Annotated in this window: 27 protein-coding genes and 1 tRNA gene; 7 read left to right on the forward strand and 21 right to left on the reverse strand. The window is 64.4% G+C overall.

The annotated features are described in order from the left end of the window. The 5 genes from HB681_RS28475 (at position 1) to HB681_RS28495 (ending at position 4,914) form a co-directional block, all read left to right on the forward strand. Positions 1-483: a MarR family transcriptional regulator gene (locus tag HB681_RS28475; RefSeq protein WP_213958247.1), complete on the forward strand. Its 483-nt coding sequence runs from the start codon at positions 1-3 to the stop codon at positions 481-483. Continuing rightward, positions 480-1,334, forward strand: coding sequence for an enoyl-CoA hydratase family protein (locus HB681_RS28480; RefSeq protein WP_213958248.1), 855 nt, complete (start codon positions 480-482; stop codon positions 1,332-1,334). Before HB681_RS28475 ends, HB681_RS28480 begins: the two co-directional genes overlap by 4 nt. A gap of 224 nt (positions 1,335-1,558) precedes the next feature. Further along, positions 1,559-2,752 carry an acyl-CoA dehydrogenase family protein gene (locus HB681_RS28485; protein ID WP_213958249.1) on the forward strand — a complete coding sequence of 398 codons (1,194 nt, stop codon included), beginning with the start codon at positions 1,559-1,561 and terminating at the stop codon, positions 2,750-2,752. A gap of 153 nt (positions 2,753-2,905) precedes the next feature. Further along, positions 2,906-4,516 carry an AMP-binding protein gene (locus HB681_RS28490; RefSeq protein WP_213958250.1) on the forward strand — a complete coding sequence of 537 codons (1,611 nt, stop codon included), beginning with the start codon at positions 2,906-2,908 and terminating at the stop codon, positions 4,514-4,516. Positions 4,517-4,518: 2 nt separating this feature from the next. Then, a complete protein-coding gene (locus HB681_RS28495) occupies positions 4,519-4,914 on the forward strand; it encodes a RidA family protein (protein ID WP_213958251.1) in 396 nt (131 codons plus the stop codon). 217 nt (positions 4,915-5,131) lie between these two features. On the opposite strand, the gene HB681_RS28500 is transcribed toward HB681_RS28495, so the two are convergent. The 18 genes from HB681_RS28500 to rplN form a co-directional block, all read right to left on the reverse strand. Continuing rightward, a tRNA-Met gene (locus tag HB681_RS28500) sits at positions 5,132-5,208 on the reverse strand. 22 nt (positions 5,209-5,230) lie between these two features. After that, complete coding sequence (gene rplQ, locus HB681_RS28505) at positions 5,231-5,629, reverse strand: 50S ribosomal protein L17 (RefSeq protein ID WP_213958252.1); 399 nt, start codon at positions 5,627-5,629, stop codon at positions 5,231-5,233. 74 nt (positions 5,630-5,703) lie between these two features. Next, a complete protein-coding gene (gene rpoA, locus HB681_RS28510; protein ID WP_093059385.1) occupies positions 5,704-6,693 on the reverse strand; it encodes a DNA-directed RNA polymerase subunit alpha in 990 nt (329 codons plus the stop codon). Positions 6,694-6,826: 133 nt separating this feature from the next. Next, positions 6,827-7,450, reverse strand: coding sequence for a 30S ribosomal protein S4 (gene rpsD, locus HB681_RS28515; RefSeq protein WP_213958253.1), 624 nt, complete (start codon positions 7,448-7,450; stop codon positions 6,827-6,829). Positions 7,451-7,581: 131 nt separating this feature from the next. Beyond that, entirely contained in the window at positions 7,582-7,986 is a 405-nt protein-coding gene (gene rpsK, locus HB681_RS28520; RefSeq protein ID WP_009124825.1) for a 30S ribosomal protein S11, read from the reverse strand. A 12-nt stretch (positions 7,987-7,998) separates the two neighbouring features. Then, the gene (rpsM, locus tag HB681_RS28525; protein WP_213958254.1) at positions 7,999-8,364 is read right to left on the reverse strand and encodes a 30S ribosomal protein S13; all 366 of its coding nucleotides are present in this window, start codon (positions 8,362-8,364) and stop codon (positions 7,999-8,001) included. A 24-nt stretch (positions 8,365-8,388) separates the two neighbouring features. Next, positions 8,389-8,502, reverse strand: a complete 114-nt coding sequence (gene rpmJ / locus HB681_RS28530) for a 50S ribosomal protein L36 (RefSeq protein WP_038201958.1) — start codon at positions 8,500-8,502, stop codon at positions 8,389-8,391. 33 nt (positions 8,503-8,535) lie between these two features. After that, a complete protein-coding gene (gene secY, locus HB681_RS28535) occupies positions 8,536-9,849 on the reverse strand; it encodes a preprotein translocase subunit SecY (RefSeq protein WP_213958255.1) in 1,314 nt (437 codons plus the stop codon). Positions 9,850-9,873: 24 nt separating this feature from the next. Next, positions 9,874-10,305 (reverse strand): 50S ribosomal protein L15, encoded by a 432-nt coding sequence (gene rplO, locus HB681_RS28540; RefSeq protein ID WP_213958256.1) that lies wholly within the window; start codon positions 10,303-10,305, stop codon positions 9,874-9,876. An 11-nt stretch (positions 10,306-10,316) separates the two neighbouring features. Beyond that, positions 10,317-10,499 carry a 50S ribosomal protein L30 gene (gene rpmD, locus HB681_RS28545; protein ID WP_213958257.1) on the reverse strand — a complete coding sequence of 61 codons (183 nt, stop codon included), beginning with the start codon at positions 10,497-10,499 and terminating at the stop codon, positions 10,317-10,319. 11 nt (positions 10,500-10,510) lie between these two features. Then, positions 10,511-11,029, reverse strand: coding sequence for a 30S ribosomal protein S5 (gene rpsE / locus HB681_RS28550; RefSeq protein ID WP_140840889.1), 519 nt, complete (start codon positions 11,027-11,029; stop codon positions 10,511-10,513). Positions 11,030-11,040: 11 nt separating this feature from the next. After that, positions 11,041-11,406 (reverse strand): 50S ribosomal protein L18, encoded by a 366-nt coding sequence (gene rplR / locus HB681_RS28555; protein ID WP_213958300.1) that lies wholly within the window; start codon positions 11,404-11,406, stop codon positions 11,041-11,043. Between the two features lie 14 nt (positions 11,407-11,420). Further along, a complete protein-coding gene (gene rplF, locus HB681_RS28560; RefSeq protein ID WP_213958258.1) occupies positions 11,421-11,954 on the reverse strand; it encodes a 50S ribosomal protein L6 in 534 nt (177 codons plus the stop codon). 16 nt (positions 11,955-11,970) lie between these two features. Continuing rightward, positions 11,971-12,366 (reverse strand): 30S ribosomal protein S8, encoded by a 396-nt coding sequence (rpsH, locus tag HB681_RS28565; protein WP_213958259.1) that lies wholly within the window; start codon positions 12,364-12,366, stop codon positions 11,971-11,973. A 20-nt stretch (positions 12,367-12,386) separates the two neighbouring features. After that, positions 12,387-12,692, reverse strand: coding sequence for a 30S ribosomal protein S14 (gene rpsN / locus HB681_RS28570; protein WP_213958260.1), 306 nt, complete (start codon positions 12,690-12,692; stop codon positions 12,387-12,389). Positions 12,693-12,699: 7 nt separating this feature from the next. Beyond that, a complete protein-coding gene (gene rplE, locus HB681_RS28575; protein ID WP_213958261.1) occupies positions 12,700-13,239 on the reverse strand; it encodes a 50S ribosomal protein L5 in 540 nt (179 codons plus the stop codon). A gap of 11 nt (positions 13,240-13,250) precedes the next feature. Continuing rightward, the gene (gene rplX / locus HB681_RS28580; protein ID WP_213958262.1) at positions 13,251-13,568 is read right to left on the reverse strand and encodes a 50S ribosomal protein L24; all 318 of its coding nucleotides are present in this window, start codon (positions 13,566-13,568) and stop codon (positions 13,251-13,253) included. An 11-nt stretch (positions 13,569-13,579) separates the two neighbouring features. After that, positions 13,580-13,948, reverse strand: coding sequence for a 50S ribosomal protein L14 (gene rplN / locus HB681_RS28585; RefSeq protein ID WP_009124801.1), 369 nt, complete (start codon positions 13,946-13,948; stop codon positions 13,580-13,582). A gap of 344 nt (positions 13,949-14,292) precedes the next feature. On the opposite strand from rplN, the gene HB681_RS28590 reads away from it, so the two are divergent. Together HB681_RS28590 and proC are read left to right on the forward strand one after the other, a co-directional pair. Continuing rightward, positions 14,293-15,339, forward strand: a complete 1,047-nt coding sequence (locus HB681_RS28590) for an esterase-like activity of phytase family protein (RefSeq protein ID WP_256354536.1) — start codon at positions 14,293-14,295, stop codon at positions 15,337-15,339. Next, a complete protein-coding gene (proC, locus tag HB681_RS28595; RefSeq protein ID WP_213958263.1) occupies positions 15,336-16,187 on the forward strand; it encodes a pyrroline-5-carboxylate reductase in 852 nt (283 codons plus the stop codon). Before HB681_RS28590 ends, proC begins: the two co-directional genes overlap by 4 nt. 48 nt (positions 16,188-16,235) lie before the next feature. Here proC and ubiA read toward each other — a convergent pair whose 3' ends face one another. The 3 genes from ubiA to recG all read right to left on the reverse strand — a co-directional run bounded on the left by ubiA (position 16,236) and on the right by recG (position 20,429). Further along, the gene (gene ubiA, locus HB681_RS28600; RefSeq protein WP_213958264.1) at positions 16,236-17,111 is read right to left on the reverse strand and encodes a 4-hydroxybenzoate octaprenyltransferase; all 876 of its coding nucleotides are present in this window, start codon (positions 17,109-17,111) and stop codon (positions 16,236-16,238) included. An 87-nt stretch (positions 17,112-17,198) separates the two neighbouring features. Then, positions 17,199-18,167: a LysR substrate-binding domain-containing protein gene (locus HB681_RS28605; protein WP_213958265.1), complete on the reverse strand. Its 969-nt coding sequence runs from the start codon at positions 18,165-18,167 to the stop codon at positions 17,199-17,201. A gap of 156 nt (positions 18,168-18,323) precedes the next feature. Then, positions 18,324-20,429 (reverse strand): ATP-dependent DNA helicase RecG, encoded by a 2,106-nt coding sequence (gene recG / locus HB681_RS28610; protein WP_213958266.1) that lies wholly within the window; start codon positions 20,427-20,429, stop codon positions 18,324-18,326. Between the last annotated feature and the right edge of the window lie 92 nt (positions 20,430-20,521).

Below are 20,521 nucleotides of genomic sequence, written 5' to 3' on the forward strand. Positions count from 1 at the left end.
ATGGACCTCGAAGCCCGCGCCCACAGCGAACACCCCGACGAACTGCGCCTCTGGCTGCGCCTGCTGACCTGCACGCAGTTGATCGAGAAGCAGGTGCGCAACAGCCTGCGCGAGCAGTTCTCCACCACCCTGCCGCGCTTCGACCTGATGTCGCAACTGGAGCGCGCGCCGGAGGGCCTGAAGATGAACGAACTCTCGCGCCGCATGATGGTCACCGGCGGCAACGTCACCGGCATCACCGACCAGCTCGTCACCGAAGGCCTGGTCGAGCGCGTCGACGTCGCCAACGACCGCCGCGCCTGGCGCGTACGCCTCACGCCGCGCGGCCGCAAGCTCTTCAACGAGATGGCGCAGAAGCACGAAGCCTGGATCGTCGATGCCTTCGCCGGGCTCAACGCGAAGGAGATCGCGCAGTTGCACAAGCTGCTCGGCAAGGTCAAGCAAACCACCCCCACCACCACGAACAACACCGAAATCGCATGAAGCACTACATCAGCGCCGGCAACCCCATGCACGCGCAGTTCGAACCCAAGGCGTCGTATTCGGCGAAGCATTTCGCCTGGTCCTTCGCGGACGGCATCGGCACCGTCACGCTGAACCGGCCCGAGCGCAAGAACCCGCTCACCTTCGACTCGTACGCCGAGCTGCGCGACCTGTTCCGTGCCCTCACCTACGCGACCGACGTGAAGGTCATCGTCATCACCGGCGCCGGCGGCAACTTCTGCTCGGGCGGCGACGTACACGAGATCATCGGCCCGCTCACGAAGATGGAGATGCCCGCGCTGCTCGAATTCACGCGCATGACCGGCGACCTGGTCAAGGCGATCCGCGCCTGCCCGCAACCGATCATCGGCGCCATCGACGGCATCTGCGCCGGCGCCGGCGCCATGATCGCGCTGGCCTGCGACATCCGCTTCGGCACGCCGGCGACGAAGACCGCCTTCCTGTTCACCCGCGTCGGCCTGGCCGGCGCGGACATGGGCGCCTGTGCGCTGCTGCCGCGCATGATCGGCCAGGGCCGCGCCTCGGAACTGCTGTTCACCGGCCGCGCGATGACCGCCACCGAAGGCCACGCCTGGGGCTTCTTCAACGCGCTGCATGAAAGCGATGCGTTGCTCGGCGCCGCCACCGCCGTCGCGCGCGAACTGGCCGCGGGCCCGAGCTTCGCGCACGGCATGACCAAGACCATGCTGTCGCAGGAATGGTCCATGACCATCGACCAGGCCATCGAAGCCGAAGCGCAGGCGCAGGCGATCTGCATGCAGACCGAAGACTTCAAGCGCGCCTACGAAGCGTTCGCGAACAAGCGCAAGCCGGCGTTCCAGGGCGACTGATCTGGCACCGTGGAATACGGACTTGACCGGACGCAAAGGTCGCGAAGGAACGCGAAGGACGCGAAAGATGCAAACAGCCAGTTCCGGTTTCCCGGTTTTTCTTTCGCGTCCTTCGAGGAACCTTCGCGTCCTTTGTGTCCGGCTGTCTGCTCGCGTTCCCGCTCCCGCTCCCGCTCGCGTTCCCGTTCTCGCATCGTTCCCGACCGTTCCCGCTTCCTGACGACATGAACACACCACCGCCCACTCCCCCATCGACCGCGCACCTCGCGCTGCCCTTCTTCGACGACGCCCATCGCGCCCTAGCGCAAGGCCTGCTGCCTTGGGCCGCCGCCCAGGATGTCGATGAAAGCGACGACCGCGCGGCCTGCCGCGACTGGGTCCGCCGCCTCGGCGAAGGCGGCTGGCTGCGCTACTGCGTGCCCGCGGCTTCCGGCGGCGCGCTGGAGCGCCTCGATTCCCGCGCCCTCGTGCTGCTGCGCGAGACCCTGGCCTACCACTCACCCCTCGCTGACTTCGCCTTCGCGATGCAGGGCCTCGGCAGCGGCGCGATCACGCTGGCCGGCAGCCCTGCGCAACAAGCTGCCTACCTCCCCGCCGTCGCCAACGGCAGCAAGATCGCCGCCTTCGCGCTGAGCGAGCCCAACGCCGGCTCCGACGTCGGCGCCATGGCCATGCGCGCCGATGCCACCGCCAGCGGCTGGAAGCTCGACGGCACCAAGACCTGGATCAGCAACGGCGGCATCGCGGACTTCTACTGCACGTTCGCCAAGACCGATCCCACCGGCGGCACGCGCGGCATCACCGCCTTCATCGTCGACGCTACGAGCCAGGGGCTCGACACGTCGGCCCACATCCACGTGATGGCGCCGCACCCCCTGGCCACCTTGAAGTTCGAGTCATGCGAAGTGCCCCGCAACGCGCAACTCGGCGATCTCAACGGCGGCTTCAAGCTGGCCATGCGGACCCTCGACATCTTCCGCGCCTCGGTCGCAGCCGCCGCTCTCGGCATGGCGCGCCGTGCGTTGGCGGAAGCCGTCGCGCATGCCCAGCGCCGCCAGATGTTCGGCCACGCGCTTGCCGACTTCCAACTCACCCAGGCCAAGCTAGGCGACATGGCCGCCCTGGTTGATGCCGCCGCCCTGCTCACCTACCGCGCCGCATGGATGCGCGACGAATCCGAGCGCGCCGGCCAGAAGCCCTCCGGCGACCTCACCGCCGCCGCCGCCATGGCCAAGATGACCGCCACCGAGAACGCGCAGCGCGTCATCGACATGGCGCTGCAGTTGCATGGCGGGCTGGGCGTGCAGGTCGGCAACAAGGTCGAGAGCCTGTACCGCGACATCCGGTCGCTGCGCATCTACGAAGGCGCGACCGAGGTCCAACAACTCATCATCGGCAAGTCCGTCTTGCGGGGATAGATCCATGAGCGCAGTGTCGAGCCGCCCCAAGCAAAGCCCGCGCCCCCTTAACGGGCAGCGAGGGCGCGACGTGCCACGCGCGGAGGCGATCGCCTCTGCGTCCAGCCGCCCCATGCCAGCCCGCGTCGCAGCGCACAGCACCGAGGTTACGCAATGACCGCACAAGTCGACCGCTTCGTCCACGACCGGCTGCCGCCGCCGGAGCAACTGCCCATGTTCCGGTACGACCTGCCGGAGCTTCAGTTGCCAGACCAGTTGAACCTCGTCGAGGAGCTGCTCGACAAGGCCCCGGCGAAGGGCTTCGCCGACAACCCCATGCTGCGCTCCCCCACGCGCACCCTCACCTATGCGCAGGCGGCCGTCGAAGTCAACCGCATCGCGCAGGTGCTGACCGAAGACCTGCGTCTCGTGCCGGGCAACCGGGTCCTGCTGCGCGGCGGCAACTCGATCCAGATGGCCTTGTCCTGGCTCGCCGTCGTCAAAGCCGGCCTGATCGCGGTCGCGACAATGCCGCTGCTGCGCGCCAAGGAACTGGGCGACATCATCGAGAAGTCCCAGCCCGCGGCCGCACTCTGCGACGGCAAGCTGCTGCCCGAACTCGAGGCCGCACGCGCCGACCATCCGGTGCTGAAGACGATCATCGCGTTCAACCAACCCGATAGCGCCACCTCGCTCGAGGCTCACGCCGCCACCAAGAGCGGCCGCTTCACCGCCTGCCCGACCGCTGCGGACGATATCGCCTTGCTGGCATTCACCTCCGGCACCACCGGCAAGCCCAAGGCGCCCATCTCCACGCATCGCGACGTGCTCGCCATGTGCGAGACCTGGCCGCGCCATGTGCTGCGCGCTCGCCCGGAGGACATCGTGCTCGGCTCGCCCCCGCTGGCCTTCACCTTCGGCCTCGGCGGCCTGCTGATCTTCCCGATGTGGGCAGGCGCCTCGGTCTTCTTTCCCGACGGCAGCTACAGCCCCGAGGGCATGGTCAAGCTGATCAACGAATCCGGCGCCACCATCACCTACACCGCGCCCACCTTCTACCGCCAGGTCGCGCCCTTCGCCAAGCAGATCGGCGCGCCCAGCCTGCGCATCAGCGTCAGCGCCGGCGAGGCGCTGCCCGATGCCACGCGCCAGCTCTGGAAGGAAGCCACCGGCATCGAGATGCTGGACGGCATCGGCGGCACCGAGGTCTTCCACATCTACATCTCCGCCGCGCCGGAAGAGGTCCGCCGCGGCGCCATCGGCAAGGCCGTGCCGGGCTTCACAGCCAAGGTGGTCGACGAGGAAGGGAACGAAGTCCCACGCGGCACCGTCGGCAAGCTCGCGATCATCGGCCCGGTGGGTTGCCGCTATCTGGACGACCCGCGCCAAGCAGCCTACGTGAAGAACGGCTGGAACTACCCCGGCGACGCGTTCGTGGAAGACGACGATGGCTATTTCTTCTACCAGTCCCGCGCCGACGACATGATCGTCACCGCCGGCTACAACGTCGGCGGCCCCGAGGTCGAGGACGCGCTGCTCCAGCACCCTGCGGTGGCCGAATGCGGCGTGATCGGCAAGCCCGACGCGGAGCGCGGCATGATCGTCAAGGCCTTCTGCGTGCTCAAGCCCGGTAACGATGCTGACGCCGAGATGGTGAAAGCGCTGCAGGACCACGTCAAGGCCACCATCGCCCCCTACAAGTACCCGCGCGAAATCACTTTTGTCGACAGCTTGCCGCGCACCGAAACCGGCAAGTTGCAACGTTTCAAACTGAGGAGTCTTTGACAATGATGCAATTCCTGCAACCCGCCGGCTGGCTGCCACCCAAGGGCTATGCCAACGGCATCGCCGCCCGCGGCACACAAGTGTTCGTGGGCGGCCAGATCGGCTGGGATGGGCAACAGCAATTCGTCTCCGACGACTTCATCGAACAGACAGGCCAGGCGCTGCGCAACATCGTCGCCGTGCTGCGCGAAGCCGGCGCCGGCCCCGAGCACATGGTCCGCATGACCTGGTACATCACCGACCGCGACGAATACAACGCCCGCCTGCGCGAACTCGGCCCGGTCTACCGCGAAGCCATGGGCCGCAACTTTCCGGCAATGACCTGCGTGCAGGTGGCTGCGCTGGTCGAGAAGCGCGCGAAGGTGGAGATCGAGGTCACGGCCGTCGTGCCGGACTGAGGGCTTGCGCGTTCGCAGAAGCCGAAGAATTCGGACAGCCGAACGCAGAAGGAAGACAAAAACTACGCAGAGGTCGCAAGAGAAATCCAAAGAATATTCTTGGATTTCCTTTTGCGACTTCTGCGAAACCTTTGCGACCTCTGCGTTCGGCTGCCCGCTCCCGATCCCGACCCCCCAAAGAAAAAGCCCCTGATTCGAAAATCAGGGGCTTTTGAATTGGTTGCGCGAGCAAGATTTGAACTTGCGACCTTTGGGTTATGAGCCCAACGAGCTACCAGGCTGCTCCATCGCGCGGCAAGATGGAATTATATACTATTTATTCGGCTGCTGCCTGATCGTCAGAAGTTTCTTTGACTTCAGGACGATCGACCAGTTCGACGAGCGCCATCGGGGCGTTGTCGCCCACGCGGAAGCCCATCTTCAGGATGCGGGTGTAGCCGCCCGGACGCGCCGCGAAGCGCGGGCCCAGGTCGTTGAAGAGCTTCACGACGCTGTCGCGATCGCGCAGGCGGTCGAACGCGAGGCGGCGATTGGCAACCGTCGGCTTCTTGGCCAGCGTGATCATCGGTTCGATGACGCGGCGCAGTTCCTTGGCCTTGGGGACCGTGGTCTTGATGACTTCGTGCTCGATGAGCGAGTTCATCATGTTCTGCAGCATCGCGAGGCGGTGCGAGCTGGTGCGGTTGAGTTTGCGGAGGCCGTGACCGTGACGCATTTTTGATTTCCTTTTTCGAGGTTTGTAATAAAGGCAGCCGTATCAGGTACTGCCCTTTGCGGTTCAGCGCTGAATCAGCGCTTGTCGAGGCCGGCCGGCGGCCAGCTTTCGAGCTTCATGCCCAAGGTAAGACCGCGCGAGGCAAGCACTTCCTTGATTTCGTTGAGCGACTTGCGACCCAGGTTCGGGGTCTTGAGCAGTTCGTTCTCGGTGCGCTGGATCAGGTCACCGATGTAGTAGATGTTCTCGGCCTTCAGGCAGTTGGCCGAACGCACCGTCAGTTCGAGTTCGTCGACAGGGCGCAGCAGGATCGGATCGAACTGCTGTGCGCTGCGCGGTGCGGGCGCATCGAATGCAGCCAGTTCGCCGCCTTCGAGCTGCGCAAACACGGCGAGCTGTTCAACGAGGATTTTCGCCGAGGCGCGCACTGCGTCTTCGGCGGTGATCGCACCGTTGGTCTCGATCTCGACCAGCAGCTTGTCCAGGTCGGTACGCTGTTCCACGCGGGCGCTTTCGACCGTGTAGCTCACGCGCTTGACGGGCGAGAACGACGCGTCGAGGACGATGCGGCCAATCGACTTGGTCGGCTCGTCCGCATAGCGGCGCATCGTGCCGGGCACATAGCCGCGACCCTTTTCAACCTTGATCTGCATGTCGAGCTTGCCGCCTTGCGACAGGTGCGCGATCACGTGATCGGGGTTGATGATCTCGACGTCGTGCGGCGTCTGGATGTCCGAGGCCAGCACCGGGCCTTCGCCGTCCTTGCGCAGGCTCAGCGTGACTTCATCGCGGTTGTGGAGCTTGAACACCACGCCCTTGAGGTTCAGCAGGATGTTGACGACATCTTCCTGCACGCCGTCGATCGACGAGTACTCGTGCAGAACGCCAGCGATGGTGACTTCGGTTGCCGAATAGCCAACCATCGACGAGAGCAGAACGCGACGCAGCGCGTTGCCGAGCGTGTGGCCGTAGCCGCGCTCGAAAGGCTCGAGCGTGACCTTCGCCTTGTTCGGCGCCAGTTGCTCGACCTGGATGGTCTTGGGTTTCAGCAGGGTGGTTTGCATGCAGGACTTCCTCTCAATACCCCCGGTTCGTTACACCGGTAAGGCTGGTGAAGCGCCCGGCGCACTTGCGGGGCACGCCGAGAACGGGATAACAAAAAAACAGCAACCCGCACCACACGGTGCGGGCAATTCATCAACGCGAATACAGTTCGACGATCAGCGATTCGTTGATGTCGGCGGCGAACTCGTCGCGATCCGGCACCTTCTTGAACGTGCCTTCGCCCTTGTCGGCGTTCACTTCCACCCAGGCCGGCATGCCGACTTGCGCTGCGAGTTGCAGTGCTTCGGCGATACGCGTCTGCTTCTTCGACTTGTCGCGCACAGCGATCACGTCGCCGGTCTTGACCAGGTACGACGGGATGTTGACCGACTGGCCGTTCACCGTGATCGCCTTGTGCGACACCAGCTGACGTGCTTCAGCGCGGGTCGAGCCGAAGCCCATGCGATAGACGACGTTGTCCAGGCGCGATTCGAGGATGAACAGCAGGTTGGCGCCGGTGTTGCCGCGGCGACGGTCGGCTTCTTCGAAGTAGCGGCGGAACTGCTTTTCGAGCACGCCGTACATGCGCTTGACCTTCTGCTTTTCGCGCAGTTGCAGGCCGAAATCGGAAGTGCGCTGACCCGAGGTGCGACCATGCTGGCCGGGCTTCGAATCGAACTTCGACTTGTCCTGGATGGAGCGACGTGCGCTCTTCAGGAACAGGTCGGTGCCTTCACGGCGGGAAAGTTTGGCCTTGGGGCCGAGGTAGCGTGCCACGTGATCTTCCTTTGTGTCATCTGCCGCAGTGGTTTCCTGCGGGAGCCGTCAGCGGCGTGCCAACGGCGGTGGGCTTGTTGAAAAACAAAATGCGCAGCCGCCGTGAAGCGGGCTGCGCCGGGCGTCAGCGCTTAGATGCGACGACGCTTCTGCGGACGGCAGCCGTTGTGCGGCACTGGCGTCACGTCGGCGATCGAGTTGATGCGAATGCCGAGTGCGGCCAGGGCGCGCACCGACGATTCACGACCAGGACCGGGGCCCTTGATCTCGACGTCGAGGTTCTTGATACCTTGCTCGACCGCGGCGCGGCCAGCGACTTCCGAAGCGACCTGGGCTGCGAAAGGCGTCGACTTGCGCGAGCCCTTGAAGCCTTGGCCACCCGACGAAGCCCACGACAGGGCGTTGCCCTGGCGATCGGTGATCGTGATGATGGTGTTGTTGAACGACGCGTGCACGTGGGCGATACCGTCGGCAACGTTCTTGCGAACCTTCTTGCGGACGCGCTGTGCAGCGTTGTTTGCAGGTGCTTTAGCCATGCTGTTCTATCCTTATTTCTTCAGGGACTGCGCAGCCTTGCGCGGTCCCTTGCGGGTGCGGGCATTGGTGCGCGTGCGCTGGCCGCGCATCGGCAGGCCACGGCGATGACGGAAGCCGCGATAGCAGCCGATGTCCATCAAACGCTTGATGTTCATCGTCGTCTCGCGACGCAGGTCGCCTTCGATGGTGAACAGAGCGATCTGGTCGCGGATCTTCTCGAGATCGCTGTCCGTCAGATCCTTGATCTTCTTCGCATAGTCGATGCCGGTGGCTTCGCAGATCTTGCGAGCGCGGGTGCGACCGATGCCGAAGATGGCCGTCAGGCCGATTTCAGCGTGCTTGTGCGGCGGAATGTTGATGCCAGCAATACGTGCCATGTGCGTCCTCTGATGTTTCTCTAATCAACCCTGGCGCTGCTTATGGCGCGGGTCGGTACAGATCACACGCACCACACCCTTGCGGCGGATGATCTTGCAATTACGGCAGATGGTTTTGACCGAAGCCGAAACTCTCATATCAATTCTCCTAAAACTTTTCGTTAACCTGGCTTACGACGTCTTGAAGTTGGCCTTCTTCAGCAGCGATTCATACTGCTGGGACATCAAGTAGTTCTGCACCTGGGCCATGAAGTCCATGGTCACCACAACGATGATCAAGAGCGACGTGCCGCCGAAATAGAACGGCACGTTGTACTTGAGGATCAGGAACTCGGGCAGCAGGCAGACGAAGGTGATATACACCGCGCCAGCCAGCGTCAGGCGGACCAGGATCTTGTCGATATAGCGAGCTGTTTGATCACCCGGACGGATGCCCGGAATGAACGCACCGCTCTTCTTCAGGTTGTCTGCCGTTTCGCGGCTGTTGAAAACCAACGCCGTGTAGAAAAAGCAGAAGAACACGATGGCTGCTGCGTACAGCAACACGTAAATGGGCTCGCCCGGCCGCAGCGCACTGGCCACGTCCTTGATCCAGCGGAAACCGCCTTCACCGGTGCTGAACCAGCCGACCACCGTTGCGGGCAGCAGGATGATCGACGAAGCGAAGATCGGCGGAATCACGCCAGCCATGTTCAGCTTCAGCGGCAGATGCGACGACTGACCGCCATACACCTTGTTGCCCACCTGGCGCCGCGCATAGTTCACGAGGATCTTGCGCTGGCCGCGTTCCACGAACACGACGAAGTAGGTCACCAGCACGACGACTGCCACGATGAACAGCGCCACCAGCGGATTCATCGCACCCGTCGACACCAGCGAAGCCAGGCCGCCGACAGCACCCGGTAGACCAGCCGCGATACCTGCGAAGATCAGGATCGAGATGCCGTTGCCCAGGCCACGTTCGGTGATCTGCTCACCCAGCCACATCAGGAACATCGAGCCAGCCGTGAGGCTGAACATTGCCGTGAGGCGGAAGCCGAAGCCCGGATTGATCACCAGGCCAGCCGACGATTCCAGCGCCACAGCAATGCTGAACGACTGGAACAGCGCCAGGCCCAACGCGCCATAGCGCGTGTACTGCGTGATCTTGCGACGACCTGCCTCGCCTTCCTTCTTCATCTGCTCGAAGGTAGGCAACACGTAGGTCATCAATTGCATGATGATCGACGCGGAGATGTACGGCATGATGCCCAGCGCGAACACGGTGAAGCGCGACAGCGCCCCGCCCGAGAACATGTTGAACAGGCTCAGGATGCCGCCCTTCTGGCCCTGGAACAACTGCGCCAACTGGTCCGGGTTGATGCCCGGAACCGGAATGTGCGCGCCGATCCGATAGACCACAAGTGCGAGCAGCAAAAACACGAGGCGGCGACGCAGGTCACCGAACTTGCCAGTCTTTGCGAGCGTTGCCGCGTTGGTTGCCACTACAGCCTTCTTTCCAATGCCGTATTAAGCGACGCTGCCGCCGGCTGCTTCGATCGCAGCCTTGGCACCAGCGGTTGCACCGATGCCCGTCAGCTTGACGGCCTTGGTGAGTTCGCCCGTCTTGATGATCTTGACGACCTTCGCGATCTGGCCGACGAGGCCAGCTTGCTTCAGTGCCAGCAGATCGACTTCGGCCAGGCCGAGGGCTTCCAATGCGGTCAACGTGACTTCTGCGTTGTACTTGAGCGTCTGCGACTTGAAGCCGCGCTTCGGCAGGCGACGCTGCAGAGGCATTTGACCGCCTTCGAAGCCCACCTTGTGGAAGCCGCCTGCACGCGACTTCTGACCCTTGTGACCACGACCCGCGGTCTTGCCGATGCCGGAGCCGATACCGCGGCCGACGCGACGCTTGTAGTGCTTCGCGCCGTCTGCCGGCTTGATGCCATTGAGTTCCATATCAGTCTCTCTTACAGAACCTTGACCAGATAACTGATCTTGTTGATCATGCCGCGCACTGCGGGCGTGTCCTGCAACTCCGACACGGAGTTGAGCTTGCGCAGGCCGAGGCCGCGCACGGTGTCGCGGTGAGCCTGCTTGGTGCCGATCGGGCTCTTCACCAGCTGCACCTTGACGGTTTGTTGTTGCGTCATGACGATGTTCCTCAGGCGAACAGCTCTTCGACCGTCAGGCCGCGCTTGGCAGCGACAGCAGAGGCGGTGGTCGAGTTCTTCAGGCCGTCCAGCGTGGCGCGGACCATGTTGTAGGGGTTCGACGAACCATGGCTCTTGGCCACGATGTCGGTGATGCCCAGGACTTCGAAGACAGCGCGCATCGGGCCGCCAGCGATGATGCCGGTACCCTTCGGTGCGGGGATCATGACGACCGAAGCGGCGCCATGGTGACCCGTCACGCGGTGATGCAGCGTGCCGTTCTTGATCGAGATCTTGAACAGGTTGCGACGGGCTTCTTCCATCGCCTTTTGCACGGCAGCAGGCACTTCCTTCGACTTGCCCTTGCCCATGCCGACCTTGCCGTCGCCGTCGCCGACCACGGTCAGTGCTGCGAAACCGAGGATACGACCACCCTTCACCACCTTGGTGACGCGGTTGATCGCGATCATCTTCTCGCGCAGACCGTCCTCGGGTCCTTCGTTCTGCGTTCTTGCTTGAATCTTTGCCATTTTGAAATTCCTTAGAACTGCAGACCGGCTTCGCGGGCCGCATCAGCCAGCGCCTTGACGCGGCCGTGGTATGCAAAACCTGCACGGTCGAAAGCGACCTTCTCGACGCCGGCAGCCTTCGCCTTTTCAGCGATGCGCTTGCCGATCAGCGTGGCGGCGGCGGCATTGCCACCCTTGCCCGACGCGCCGAGCGAGCTGCGGACTTCGGCTTCGGCCGTCGACGCAGAGGCGAGCACCTTGGCGCCGTCGCCGGAGATGACGGTCGCGTAGATGTGCAGGTTGGTCCGGTTCACCGTGAGGCGAGCAACGCCTTGCGTAGCGATCCGGATGCGGGTCTGGCGCGAGCGGCGCAGACGTTGTGCTTTTTTGGTCAACATCATTTTGCTGCCCCTTACTTCTTCTTGGTCTCTTTGATCACGATCTTCTCGTCCGAATAACGGATGCCCTTGCCCTTGTAGGGCTCGGGCGGACGAACAGCGCGAATCTCGGCGGCGATCTGGCCGACACGTTGACGGTCGGCACCCTTGATCAGGATTTCCGTCGGGGTCGGGGTGGCCACCGTGATGCCTTGCGGCATGTCGATGTTGACCGGGTGCGAATAGCCGACCTGGAGGTTAAGCTTGGCGCCTTGTGCGGCGGCCTTGTAGCCCACGCCAACCAGGTTCAGCTTCTTCTCGAAGCCCTTGGTGACGCCGACAACCATGTTGTTGACCAGCTGGCGCAGCGTGCCGCTCATCGCATTCGCTTCACGCGAATCGTTGGCGGGAACGAAGCTCAGCTTGCCTTCTGCGTTGGTGACGTTGACCAATGCATTGCGGGTCAGCGCGAGCGTGCCGCCCGTGCCCTTGACATTGATCTGATCATCCTTGATCGACACATCCACGCCTGCGGGGATGACGACCGGTGCTTTACCTACTCGGGACATTTGTTCAGCTCCTCGATTAGGCGACGTAGCACAGGACTTCGCCACCAACACCGTTGGCGCGGGCCTTGCGGTCCGTCATCACGCCCTGGGGCGTGGTCACGATGGCGACGCCAAGGCCGTTCTGCACTTGCGGAATCGCAGCGCTGGCCTTGTAGACGCGCAGGCCGGGGCGGCTCACGCGCTCGATACGTTCGATGACCGGACGGCCAGCGTAGTACTTCAACGAGATTTCAAGCTCGTTCTTGCCGGCTTCGGTCTTGACCTGGAAACCGTCGATATAGCCTTCGTCCTTCAGGACTTGTGCGATCGCGACCTTCACCTTGGAAGACGGGACCGACACGGTGGGCTTCGCCACCATCTGCGCGTTACGGATACGCGTCAGCAGGTCGGCAATGGGATCACTCATGCTCATGTTGTTTGCTCCTGCCTGGCTTACCAGCTGGCCTTGGTGACACCGGGGATGTCGCCGTTGAAAGCCAGTTCGCGGATCTTGGCGCGGGCCAGACCGAATTGACGGAAGGTGCCGCGGGGACGACCGGTGATTTCGCAACGGTTGCGCTGGCGCGTGGGGTTCGCGTTGCGCGGCAGCTTTTGCAGGCCGAGGCGTGCAGCGGCGCGTTCTTCGTCGCTCTTCTTGAAGTCGTTTGCAATCGCCTTCAGTTCGGCGTGCTTTGCGGCGTACTTGGCGACCAGGTTGTCGCGCTTGAGTTCGCGCTGGATCAGGGATGCTTTTGCCATGGTCGCCTCAGTTCTTGAACGGGAAACGGAAACCAGCGAGAAGCGCCTTGGCTTCTTCGTCGGTCTTGGCCGTCGTCGTGATGCTGATATTCAGACCGCGCAGGGCATCAACCTTGTCGTACTCGATCTCGGGGAAAATGATCTGTTCCTTGACGCCGATGTTGTAGTTGCCACGGCCGTCGAATGCGCGACCGGAGATACCACGGAAGTCACGCACGCGCGGCAGTGCCACGGTCACGAAACGGTCCAGGAATTCATACATCTGGACGCCACGCAGCGTGACCATGCAGCCGATGGGCTGTTGCTCACGGATCTTGAAGCCGGCGATGGCCTTCTTCGACTTGGTGACGACGGGCTTCTGGCCGGCGATCTTGGTCAGGTCGGCGACGGCGTTGTCGAGGACCTTCTTGTCGGCGACAGCCTCGCCCACGCCCATGTTGAGCGTGATCTTGGTCAGGCGCGGGACCTGCATCGGCGACTTGTAGCCGAACTTCTCGGTCAGGTCTTTCGCGACTTTTTCGCGATAGTGTTGTTGGAGACGTGCCATTTGATTACCCCTTAGGCGATCTTGATTTCTTCGCCGCTGGACTTGTAAACGCGCACGCGCTTGCCGTCCGTGACCTTGATGCCCACGCGATCGGCCTTGCCGGTCGCGGCATTGAAGATCGCCACGTTGGATTGGTGAATCGGCATGGTCTTCTCGACGATGCCACCCGTCGTACCCTTCATGGGGTTCGGCTTGGCGTGCTTCTTGACGACATTGATGCCGTCGACGATCACATGCGAATCGTCCTTGCGCAGCGACACGACGCCGCGCTTGCCCTTGTCACGACCGGCCAACACGATGACCTGGTCGCCTGTGCGAATCTTGTTCATGGCGTTGATCCTTAGAGAACTTCAGGGGCCAGCGAGACGATCTTCATGAACTTCTCGGTGCGCAGTTCGCGGGTCACCGGTCCGAAGATGCGGGTGCCGATCGGCTCCAGCTTGGCGTTGAGCAGAACGGCGGCATTGCCGTCGAACTTGACGAGCGAACCGTCGGCGCGACGGATGCCCTTGGCGGTGCGAACCACCACGGCGCTGTAGATTTCGCCCTTCTTGACGCGGCCACGGGGTGCAGCTTCTTTGATGCTGACCTTGATGACATCGCCAACGCTGGCGTAGCGACGCTTCGAGCCGCCAAGCACCTTGATACACAGGACGGATTTCGCGCCCGTGTTGTCGGCCACTTCGAGCCGGGATTCAGTTTGGATCATTGTTCGTAGTTCCCAACTTGTACCGTTGCTTCACCAGGATGGGTCAGCGCCAGTCAGTCTTGGGCCCGTCGTCCGCACCTCAAACCACTTGAGATGCATCCGTATGGGCGGAAAGCCTCGCCTTTTCAAGCGAAGCCCGCGATTGTGCCACGGCGTATCCAAGCTGTCAACTCACTCGGCTACGGCAGGCTCAAAAACCCCCTAGACTTGCGGGCGTGCCGTCGCAACCACGTCTTCCCTTGTTCACGCGCCGGCGCCTGCTGGGCGGGGCCGCAGCATTGGCGGGGACGCTGGTCGGGTGCAAATCCGATGCCATCCAGACTGCTCAGGCGCGCGAGGGAGCCATGAGCCCGCAGCTGCGATTGCTCGCAGAGGCGCGGTTGACGCATTGGCAGCGCTTCGATGGCACCACCATTGGCGGGCTCTCGGGAATCGACTTCGACACCAAACGAGGTGAGTACCTGCTTCTGTCGGATGACCGGTCAAACCTCGATCCCCTACGATATTACGACGCGAACTGGTCGGCTGACAGCAGCACGGCGCCGGTGTTTTCCAAGGTGACTTCGCTGTTGCAGGCAGACGGAACGACCTGGCCGAACCGCCGCAACGCCCGCAGCGGCGTGCCGGTGCCCGATCCCGAAGCACTGCGCCTGCGGCCTGACACCGGCACCCTCCTCTGGGCGTCCGAGGGCGACGAGGCACGGGGCTTCGGCCCTGCACTCTATGAATCCCGGCGCGACGGCAGCCTGCTGCGGCAGTTTGCGCTGCCCGCGATGTTCGAGCCCGGCAGCGATGGCCGGCGCGGCGCGCGCGACAATCTCGGATTCGAAGGGCTGGCGCTGACGCCCGACCATCGCACCGCCTGGCTCGCCATGGAAAACGCGCTGATCCAGGACGGCGCGATACCGACACTGGATTCGCCGGGCGGCCCTAGCCGCTTCACGGCGCTAGACGTGGACAGCGGCCGCGTGCTTCGGCAGATCGCCTATGTGAACGATGCCGTCCCGGTACGACCGCTGGTGCCTGGAACGCACGCCGAGAACGGCGTCAGCGAGATCCTGATGCTGGACGCCCACCGGATGCTGGTGCTCGAACGCGCCTATGCGGCAGGCACTGGCAACTCGCTACGTCTCTACGAGATAGATACGCGAGACGCCGCAGACGTGCTGCTCATCGAGGCGCTGAAGCCCGGCAATCACCGACCGGTCGCGAAGACGCTGGTCGCCGACTTCTCGACCCTCAGCCTGTCGCGCCTCGACAACACCGAAGGCATGTGCTGGGGCCTTCCGCTGGCCAACGGCCGGCGCCTGCTGGTCGTGGTGAGCGACGACAATTTCAACCCGATGCAGATCACGCAGTTCGCCGCCTTCGAGTTCAACGACACACCATGACCCTGACCACCTCACTCCCCCGCGCCGATACCGCGCCGCTGCCGCCGATCGGATTCATCGGCGGCGGCAACATGGCCAGCGCGATCCTTGGCGGGCTGATTCGTCAAGGCATCCCGGCCACATCCTTCGAAGTCGTCGAGCCTTTCGAGGAAGCGCGCCAACGGCTGGCGCGCGATTACGGCATCGCAGCGCTGGCGCAAGCGGGTGCGGCCCTGGCACGCTGCGAGTTGCTGGTGTGGGCCGTGAAGCCGCAGATGTTTGCCGAGGCCGCCAGGCCGGTGCGAGAACATGCCGCGGGCGCGCTGCACCTGAGCGTCGCGGCCGGCATTCCCTCGCAGAGCATCGCCCGGTGGCTGGGCAGCGAGCGCATCGTTCGCGCCATGCCCAACACGCCGGCGCTCATCGGCCAGGGCATGACCGCCCTCTACGCCCGGGACGCTGTTGCAGGCGAGGCGCGGGAGATGGTGGCGCAGGTGCTGGCGCCCACGGGCCAGTTGCTCTGGGTCGATGCCGAGCGCGATCTCGACGCGGTGACGGCGATGTCCGGCTCCGGGCCGGCCTATGTGTTCTATTTCATCGAGGCCATGACCGAGGCCGGTATCGACATGGGCCTGACGTCGGAACAGGCGCACACGCTTGCGGTCGGCACCTTCAGCGGCGCGTCCGCGCTGGCGAGCGGGTCGAGCGAGCCGCCGTCGGTATTGCGCCAACGGGTGACGTCGAAGGGCGGCACGACCTACGCCGCGATCACGTCGATGGAAGGTGCGCAGGTCAAGGAGAAGTTCAAGGCGGCCATGCGCGCGGCGCAAGCGCGGGCGCGGGAGCTGGGCGAAGAGTTCGGGAAGTAGATTTCGCTCCGCAGCCCACGCAGGCGCTGCGAAGGGTACCTCGGTCGATCAGCGGAGCGCGTAGCCGATCGCGATGCCGGCGAACACCGAAAAGCCCAACCAGTGGTTCAGTCGGAAGGCCTTGAAGCAACCCTCGCGCGTGCGGGTGTGGATCAGCCGCCAATGCCAAGCGGCTTGCGCTGCGGCCACCGCGATCGCAAAGAGAAACGCGGCGCCAAGCTGATGGCTGTAGCCGATCCACCCCCAGATCGCGATGAACACGGCATAGCTGACCATGACCGCGACCACATCGAAGCTACCGAAGGTGATGGCCGAGGTCTTCATGCCGATCTTCAGGTCGTCGTCGCGGTCGACCATCGCGTATTCGGTGTCGTAGGCCAGCACCCAGAACAGGTTGCCGGCCAGCAGCCACCAGGCCAGCACCGGCACGTTGCCCTGAACGGCGGCAAAGGACATCGGGATGCCGAAGCTGAAGGCAATGCCCAGCACCGCCTGCGGAATGGACACGAAGCGTTTGGCAAAGGGATACATCAGCGTGATCGCCAACGCGCCGAACGACCAAAGCACGGTGATGCGATTCGTGGTGAGCACCAGCCCGAACGCCGCCAGCGCGAGCAGCGCGCCAAACACCAGCGCCTGCTTGACCGAGATAGCGCCGCTCGTCACCGGGCGTTGCGCGGTGCGCTTCACATGACGGTCGAAGTCGCGGTCCGCCACGTCGTTGACGCAGCAGCCCGCACTGCGCATGAGGATCGTACCGAGCACGAACACGACGAGCAGGTGCCATCCGGGCCAACCGTCCGCGGCGAACCACAGCGCGCCCAAGGTCGGCCAGAGCAGCAGCAGCCAGCCCGCGGGCCGGTCCCAGCGGATCAGGTCGAGGTAGAGGGTCAGGCGTCCACGCGCCGGCGGCAACGACGACATTTCAACGTTCCATGACGCTGCACGCCACCCGCGCCTGATGGAACAAAGGCGAGCAGCGCAAAGCCTGTTCTGGGGTGGGTCGCATTTCTACGAGAGCCGCCGCACGCCCGGCAATTCGCAGGCATAGACCGCATTGCGCACGGCGGCGATCGCCTCGTAGCGCGTAAAGCTGCGTCGCCAGGCCAGCACCACGCGCCGCGTGGGTGGTTCACCGCCGTGGGCATCGACGATGGGCAGGTAGCGCACGATGGGGTTCTGGTCCCTCGCGCGGGTCTTTCCCTTGGCCGGCAGCGCATCGGCCGGCACGGACAGGCGCGGCACCAGGGTCACGCCCATGCCCGCGGCCACCATGTGCTTGATGGTTTCGAGCGAGGAGCCTTCGAAGCTCTTGCGGATGCCTTCGGCGTTGCTCGAGAAGCGCGCGAACTCGGGGCACACCTCGAGCACGTGGTCGCGGAAGCAATGGCCGGTGCCCAGCAGCAACATGGTCTCGTTCCTGAGCTCTTCGGACGTGATCGATGCGCGCGAGGCCAGCGGATGGTTCGCCGGCAGCGCGGCCATGAAAGGCTCGTCGTAGAGCTGCGCCATGGCCAGGCCGGTGTCGGGAAAGGGCTCGGCCATGATGGCGCAATCGATCTCGCCGGCGCGCAGCATCTCCAGCAGCTTGGCGGTGAAGTTCTCCTGCAGCATCAGCGGCATCTGCGGCGTGCGTGCAATGTTCTGCCGGACCAGGTCGGGCAGCAGGTAAGGCCCGATGGTGTAGATCACGCCCAGGGTCAGCGGGCCGGCCAGCGGGTCCTTGCCGCGCTTGGCGATCTCCTTGATGCTGGCGGCCTGGTCGAGCACGCTCTGCGCCTGCTGCACGATCTGCTCGCCCAGCGGCGTGACGGTCACTTCGCCGGCGCTGCGCTCGAAAAGCTTGACCTCCAGCTCGTCCTCCAGCTTCTTGATCGCCACCGACAAGGTCGGCTGCGACACGAAGCAGGCTTCTGCCGCCTTGCCGAAATGCCGCTCGCGCGCTACGGCAACGATGTACTTGAGTTCTGTCAGGGTCATGGGTCTTGCGATTATGCGCAGGGGCCGGAGCGTCGAAATTCGGGCAGCCGAACGCAGAAGAAATACAAAAGTGCGCAGAAGTCGCGGAAGGACTTCCCTGAAATTTTTCTGCGACTTCTGCGAGACCTTTGCGACTTCTGCGTTCGGCGCCCGAATTCAAGCCTTGAGGTATTCCGACTTGCTGCCCAGCCAGCGATCGACGTGCCGCTGTGCCAGCTCGGGGTGCTGGTCGAGCATGCGCGGCGCCAGCTCGCGCGCCCAGTCGAGCAGCAGCGCATCCTGCGTGAGGTCGGCGAAGCGCAGCAGCGGCGCGCCCGACTGGCGGGCGCCGAGGAATTCGCCGGGGCCGCGGATCTCCAGGTCGCGGCGGGCGATCTCGAAGCCGTCGCCGGTCTCGGCCATGGCCTTGAGCCGCGCGCGGGCCGCCTCGCCGACGCGGCCGCCTTCGTTCGGCGCATAGAGCAGCACGCACGCAGACGCCGCGGCGCCACGGCCGACACGGCCACGCAACTGGTGCAGTTGCGACAAGCCGAAGCGCTCCGCGTGCTCGATCACCATCAGCGACGCATTGGGCACATCGACGCCCACCTCGATCACCGTGGTGCTGACCAGCACTTGCATCTCGCCCTTCGTGAAGCTCTCCATCACGGCCTGCTTGTCGGCAGTCGGCATGCGCGAATGCAGCAGCCCGACGCTTACGTCGTCGCCCAGCGTGCCGGCGAGTTCGTCGCGCGTCTCGGTGGCATTGCGCAGGTCGATGGCCTCGCTCTCCTCGATCAAGGGGCAGACCCAGTAGACCTGCCGGCCTTGCTCGAGCTGGGCCTGGATGCGTGCGATGACTTCGTCGCGCCGGTGATCGGCGACGAGCCTGGTGACGATGGGCGTGCGGCCGGGCGGCAGTTCGTCGAGCGTCGACACGTCGAGGTCGGCGTAATAGCTCATCGCCAGGGTGCGCGGGATCGGCGTCGCGCTCATCATCAGCAGGTGCGGCTCCTGCCCCTCGACCGCCTTGCCGCGCAGCGCCAGCCGCTGTGCAACGCCGAAGCGATGCTGCTCGTCGATGATCGCCAGCGCGAGATTGCGGAAGCGGACCTTCTCCGAGATGACCGCGTGCGTGCCGATGACCAGCGCGGCCTCGCCGCTCTCGACGGCCGCGGCCATGGTGTCGCGCTCCTTCTTCTTCTGGCTGCCGGTGAGCCAGGCCACGCGCAGGCCGCGTTCGAGCAGCAGCGGATCGAGCCAGCCGACCAGCTTGCCGAAGTGTTGCGACGCGAGGATTTCTGTGGGGGCCATCAAAGCGCATTGATGGCCGGCGTCGATGCACAGCGCGGCGGCGAGCGCGGCCACCACGGTCTTGCCGGAGCCGACGTCGCCCTGCAGCAGCCGGTGCATCGGCACGGAGCGCGTCAGGTCCCGGGCGATCTCCTCGCCGACGCGGGTCTGTGCGCCGGTCAGGGCGAAGGGCAGCACGCCCATCAACTGGGCATGCAGCGACGTGGGTGACTGAACGGCGTCGAGCATCGGCGCGCGCTGCGATGCGCGCTCGCGCCGGGCCTGCAACTGCGAGAGTTGCTGCGCCAGCAACTCCTCGGCCTTGAGCCGTTGCCAGGCCGGATGGCTGTGGTCTTCCAGCGTGGCCATCGCCACGTCGGGCGTCGGGTAGTGCAGGAAGGTCAGGGCGTCACGCAGGCCCCAGGCGCGATGCGGCAGATGCTGCTGCGGGATGGTTTCGTCCAGCACGGCACGCGCGAGCCCGGAGCGCACCTCGCGCCGCAGCACCGGCTGGGCCAGCCCGGCGATGGTGGAGTAGACCGGCGTCAGCGCCTGCGGCAACTCGGTGCCCGCGCTCTTGACGTTGGGCTGCATCATCTGCCGGCCGAGGAAGCCGCCCTTCATCTCGCCGCGCACGCGGACGCGCACGCCGACTTCGAGCTGCTTCTGCTGCGACGGATAGAAATTGAAGAAGCGCAGGATGCAGCTGTCGCTGCCATCGTCGAGCGTGACCAGCAACTGGCGGCGTGGCCGGTAGGTCACTTCGCTCGCGACCACCACGCCCTCGACCTGCGCCAGGTCGCCTTCGCGGGTGTCGATGAGACGCACGATGCGCGTCTCGTCCTCGTAGCGCATCGGGAGGTAGAGCGCGAAGTCGATGTCGCGCAGAAGGCCGAGCTTGCGCAATGCACGTTGCACCTGGCTCAGGCCGGAACCCGGCGGCGCGGTGGCGGGCTTTGGCGGTAGAGCGGACTTGGCGGCGGCAGGCATGGGACAATTCTGCCCTTCACTTGGAACGGGCGTCCGCGCTGCGCGCAGCCACCCGGCATCGACATGAATGCATCGCGAACAGCGATGCATGC

The organism is Variovorax sp. dw_954 (assembly GCF_018449755.1).
Classification (GTDB): Bacteria; Pseudomonadota; Gammaproteobacteria; order Burkholderiales; family Burkholderiaceae_C; genus Variovorax.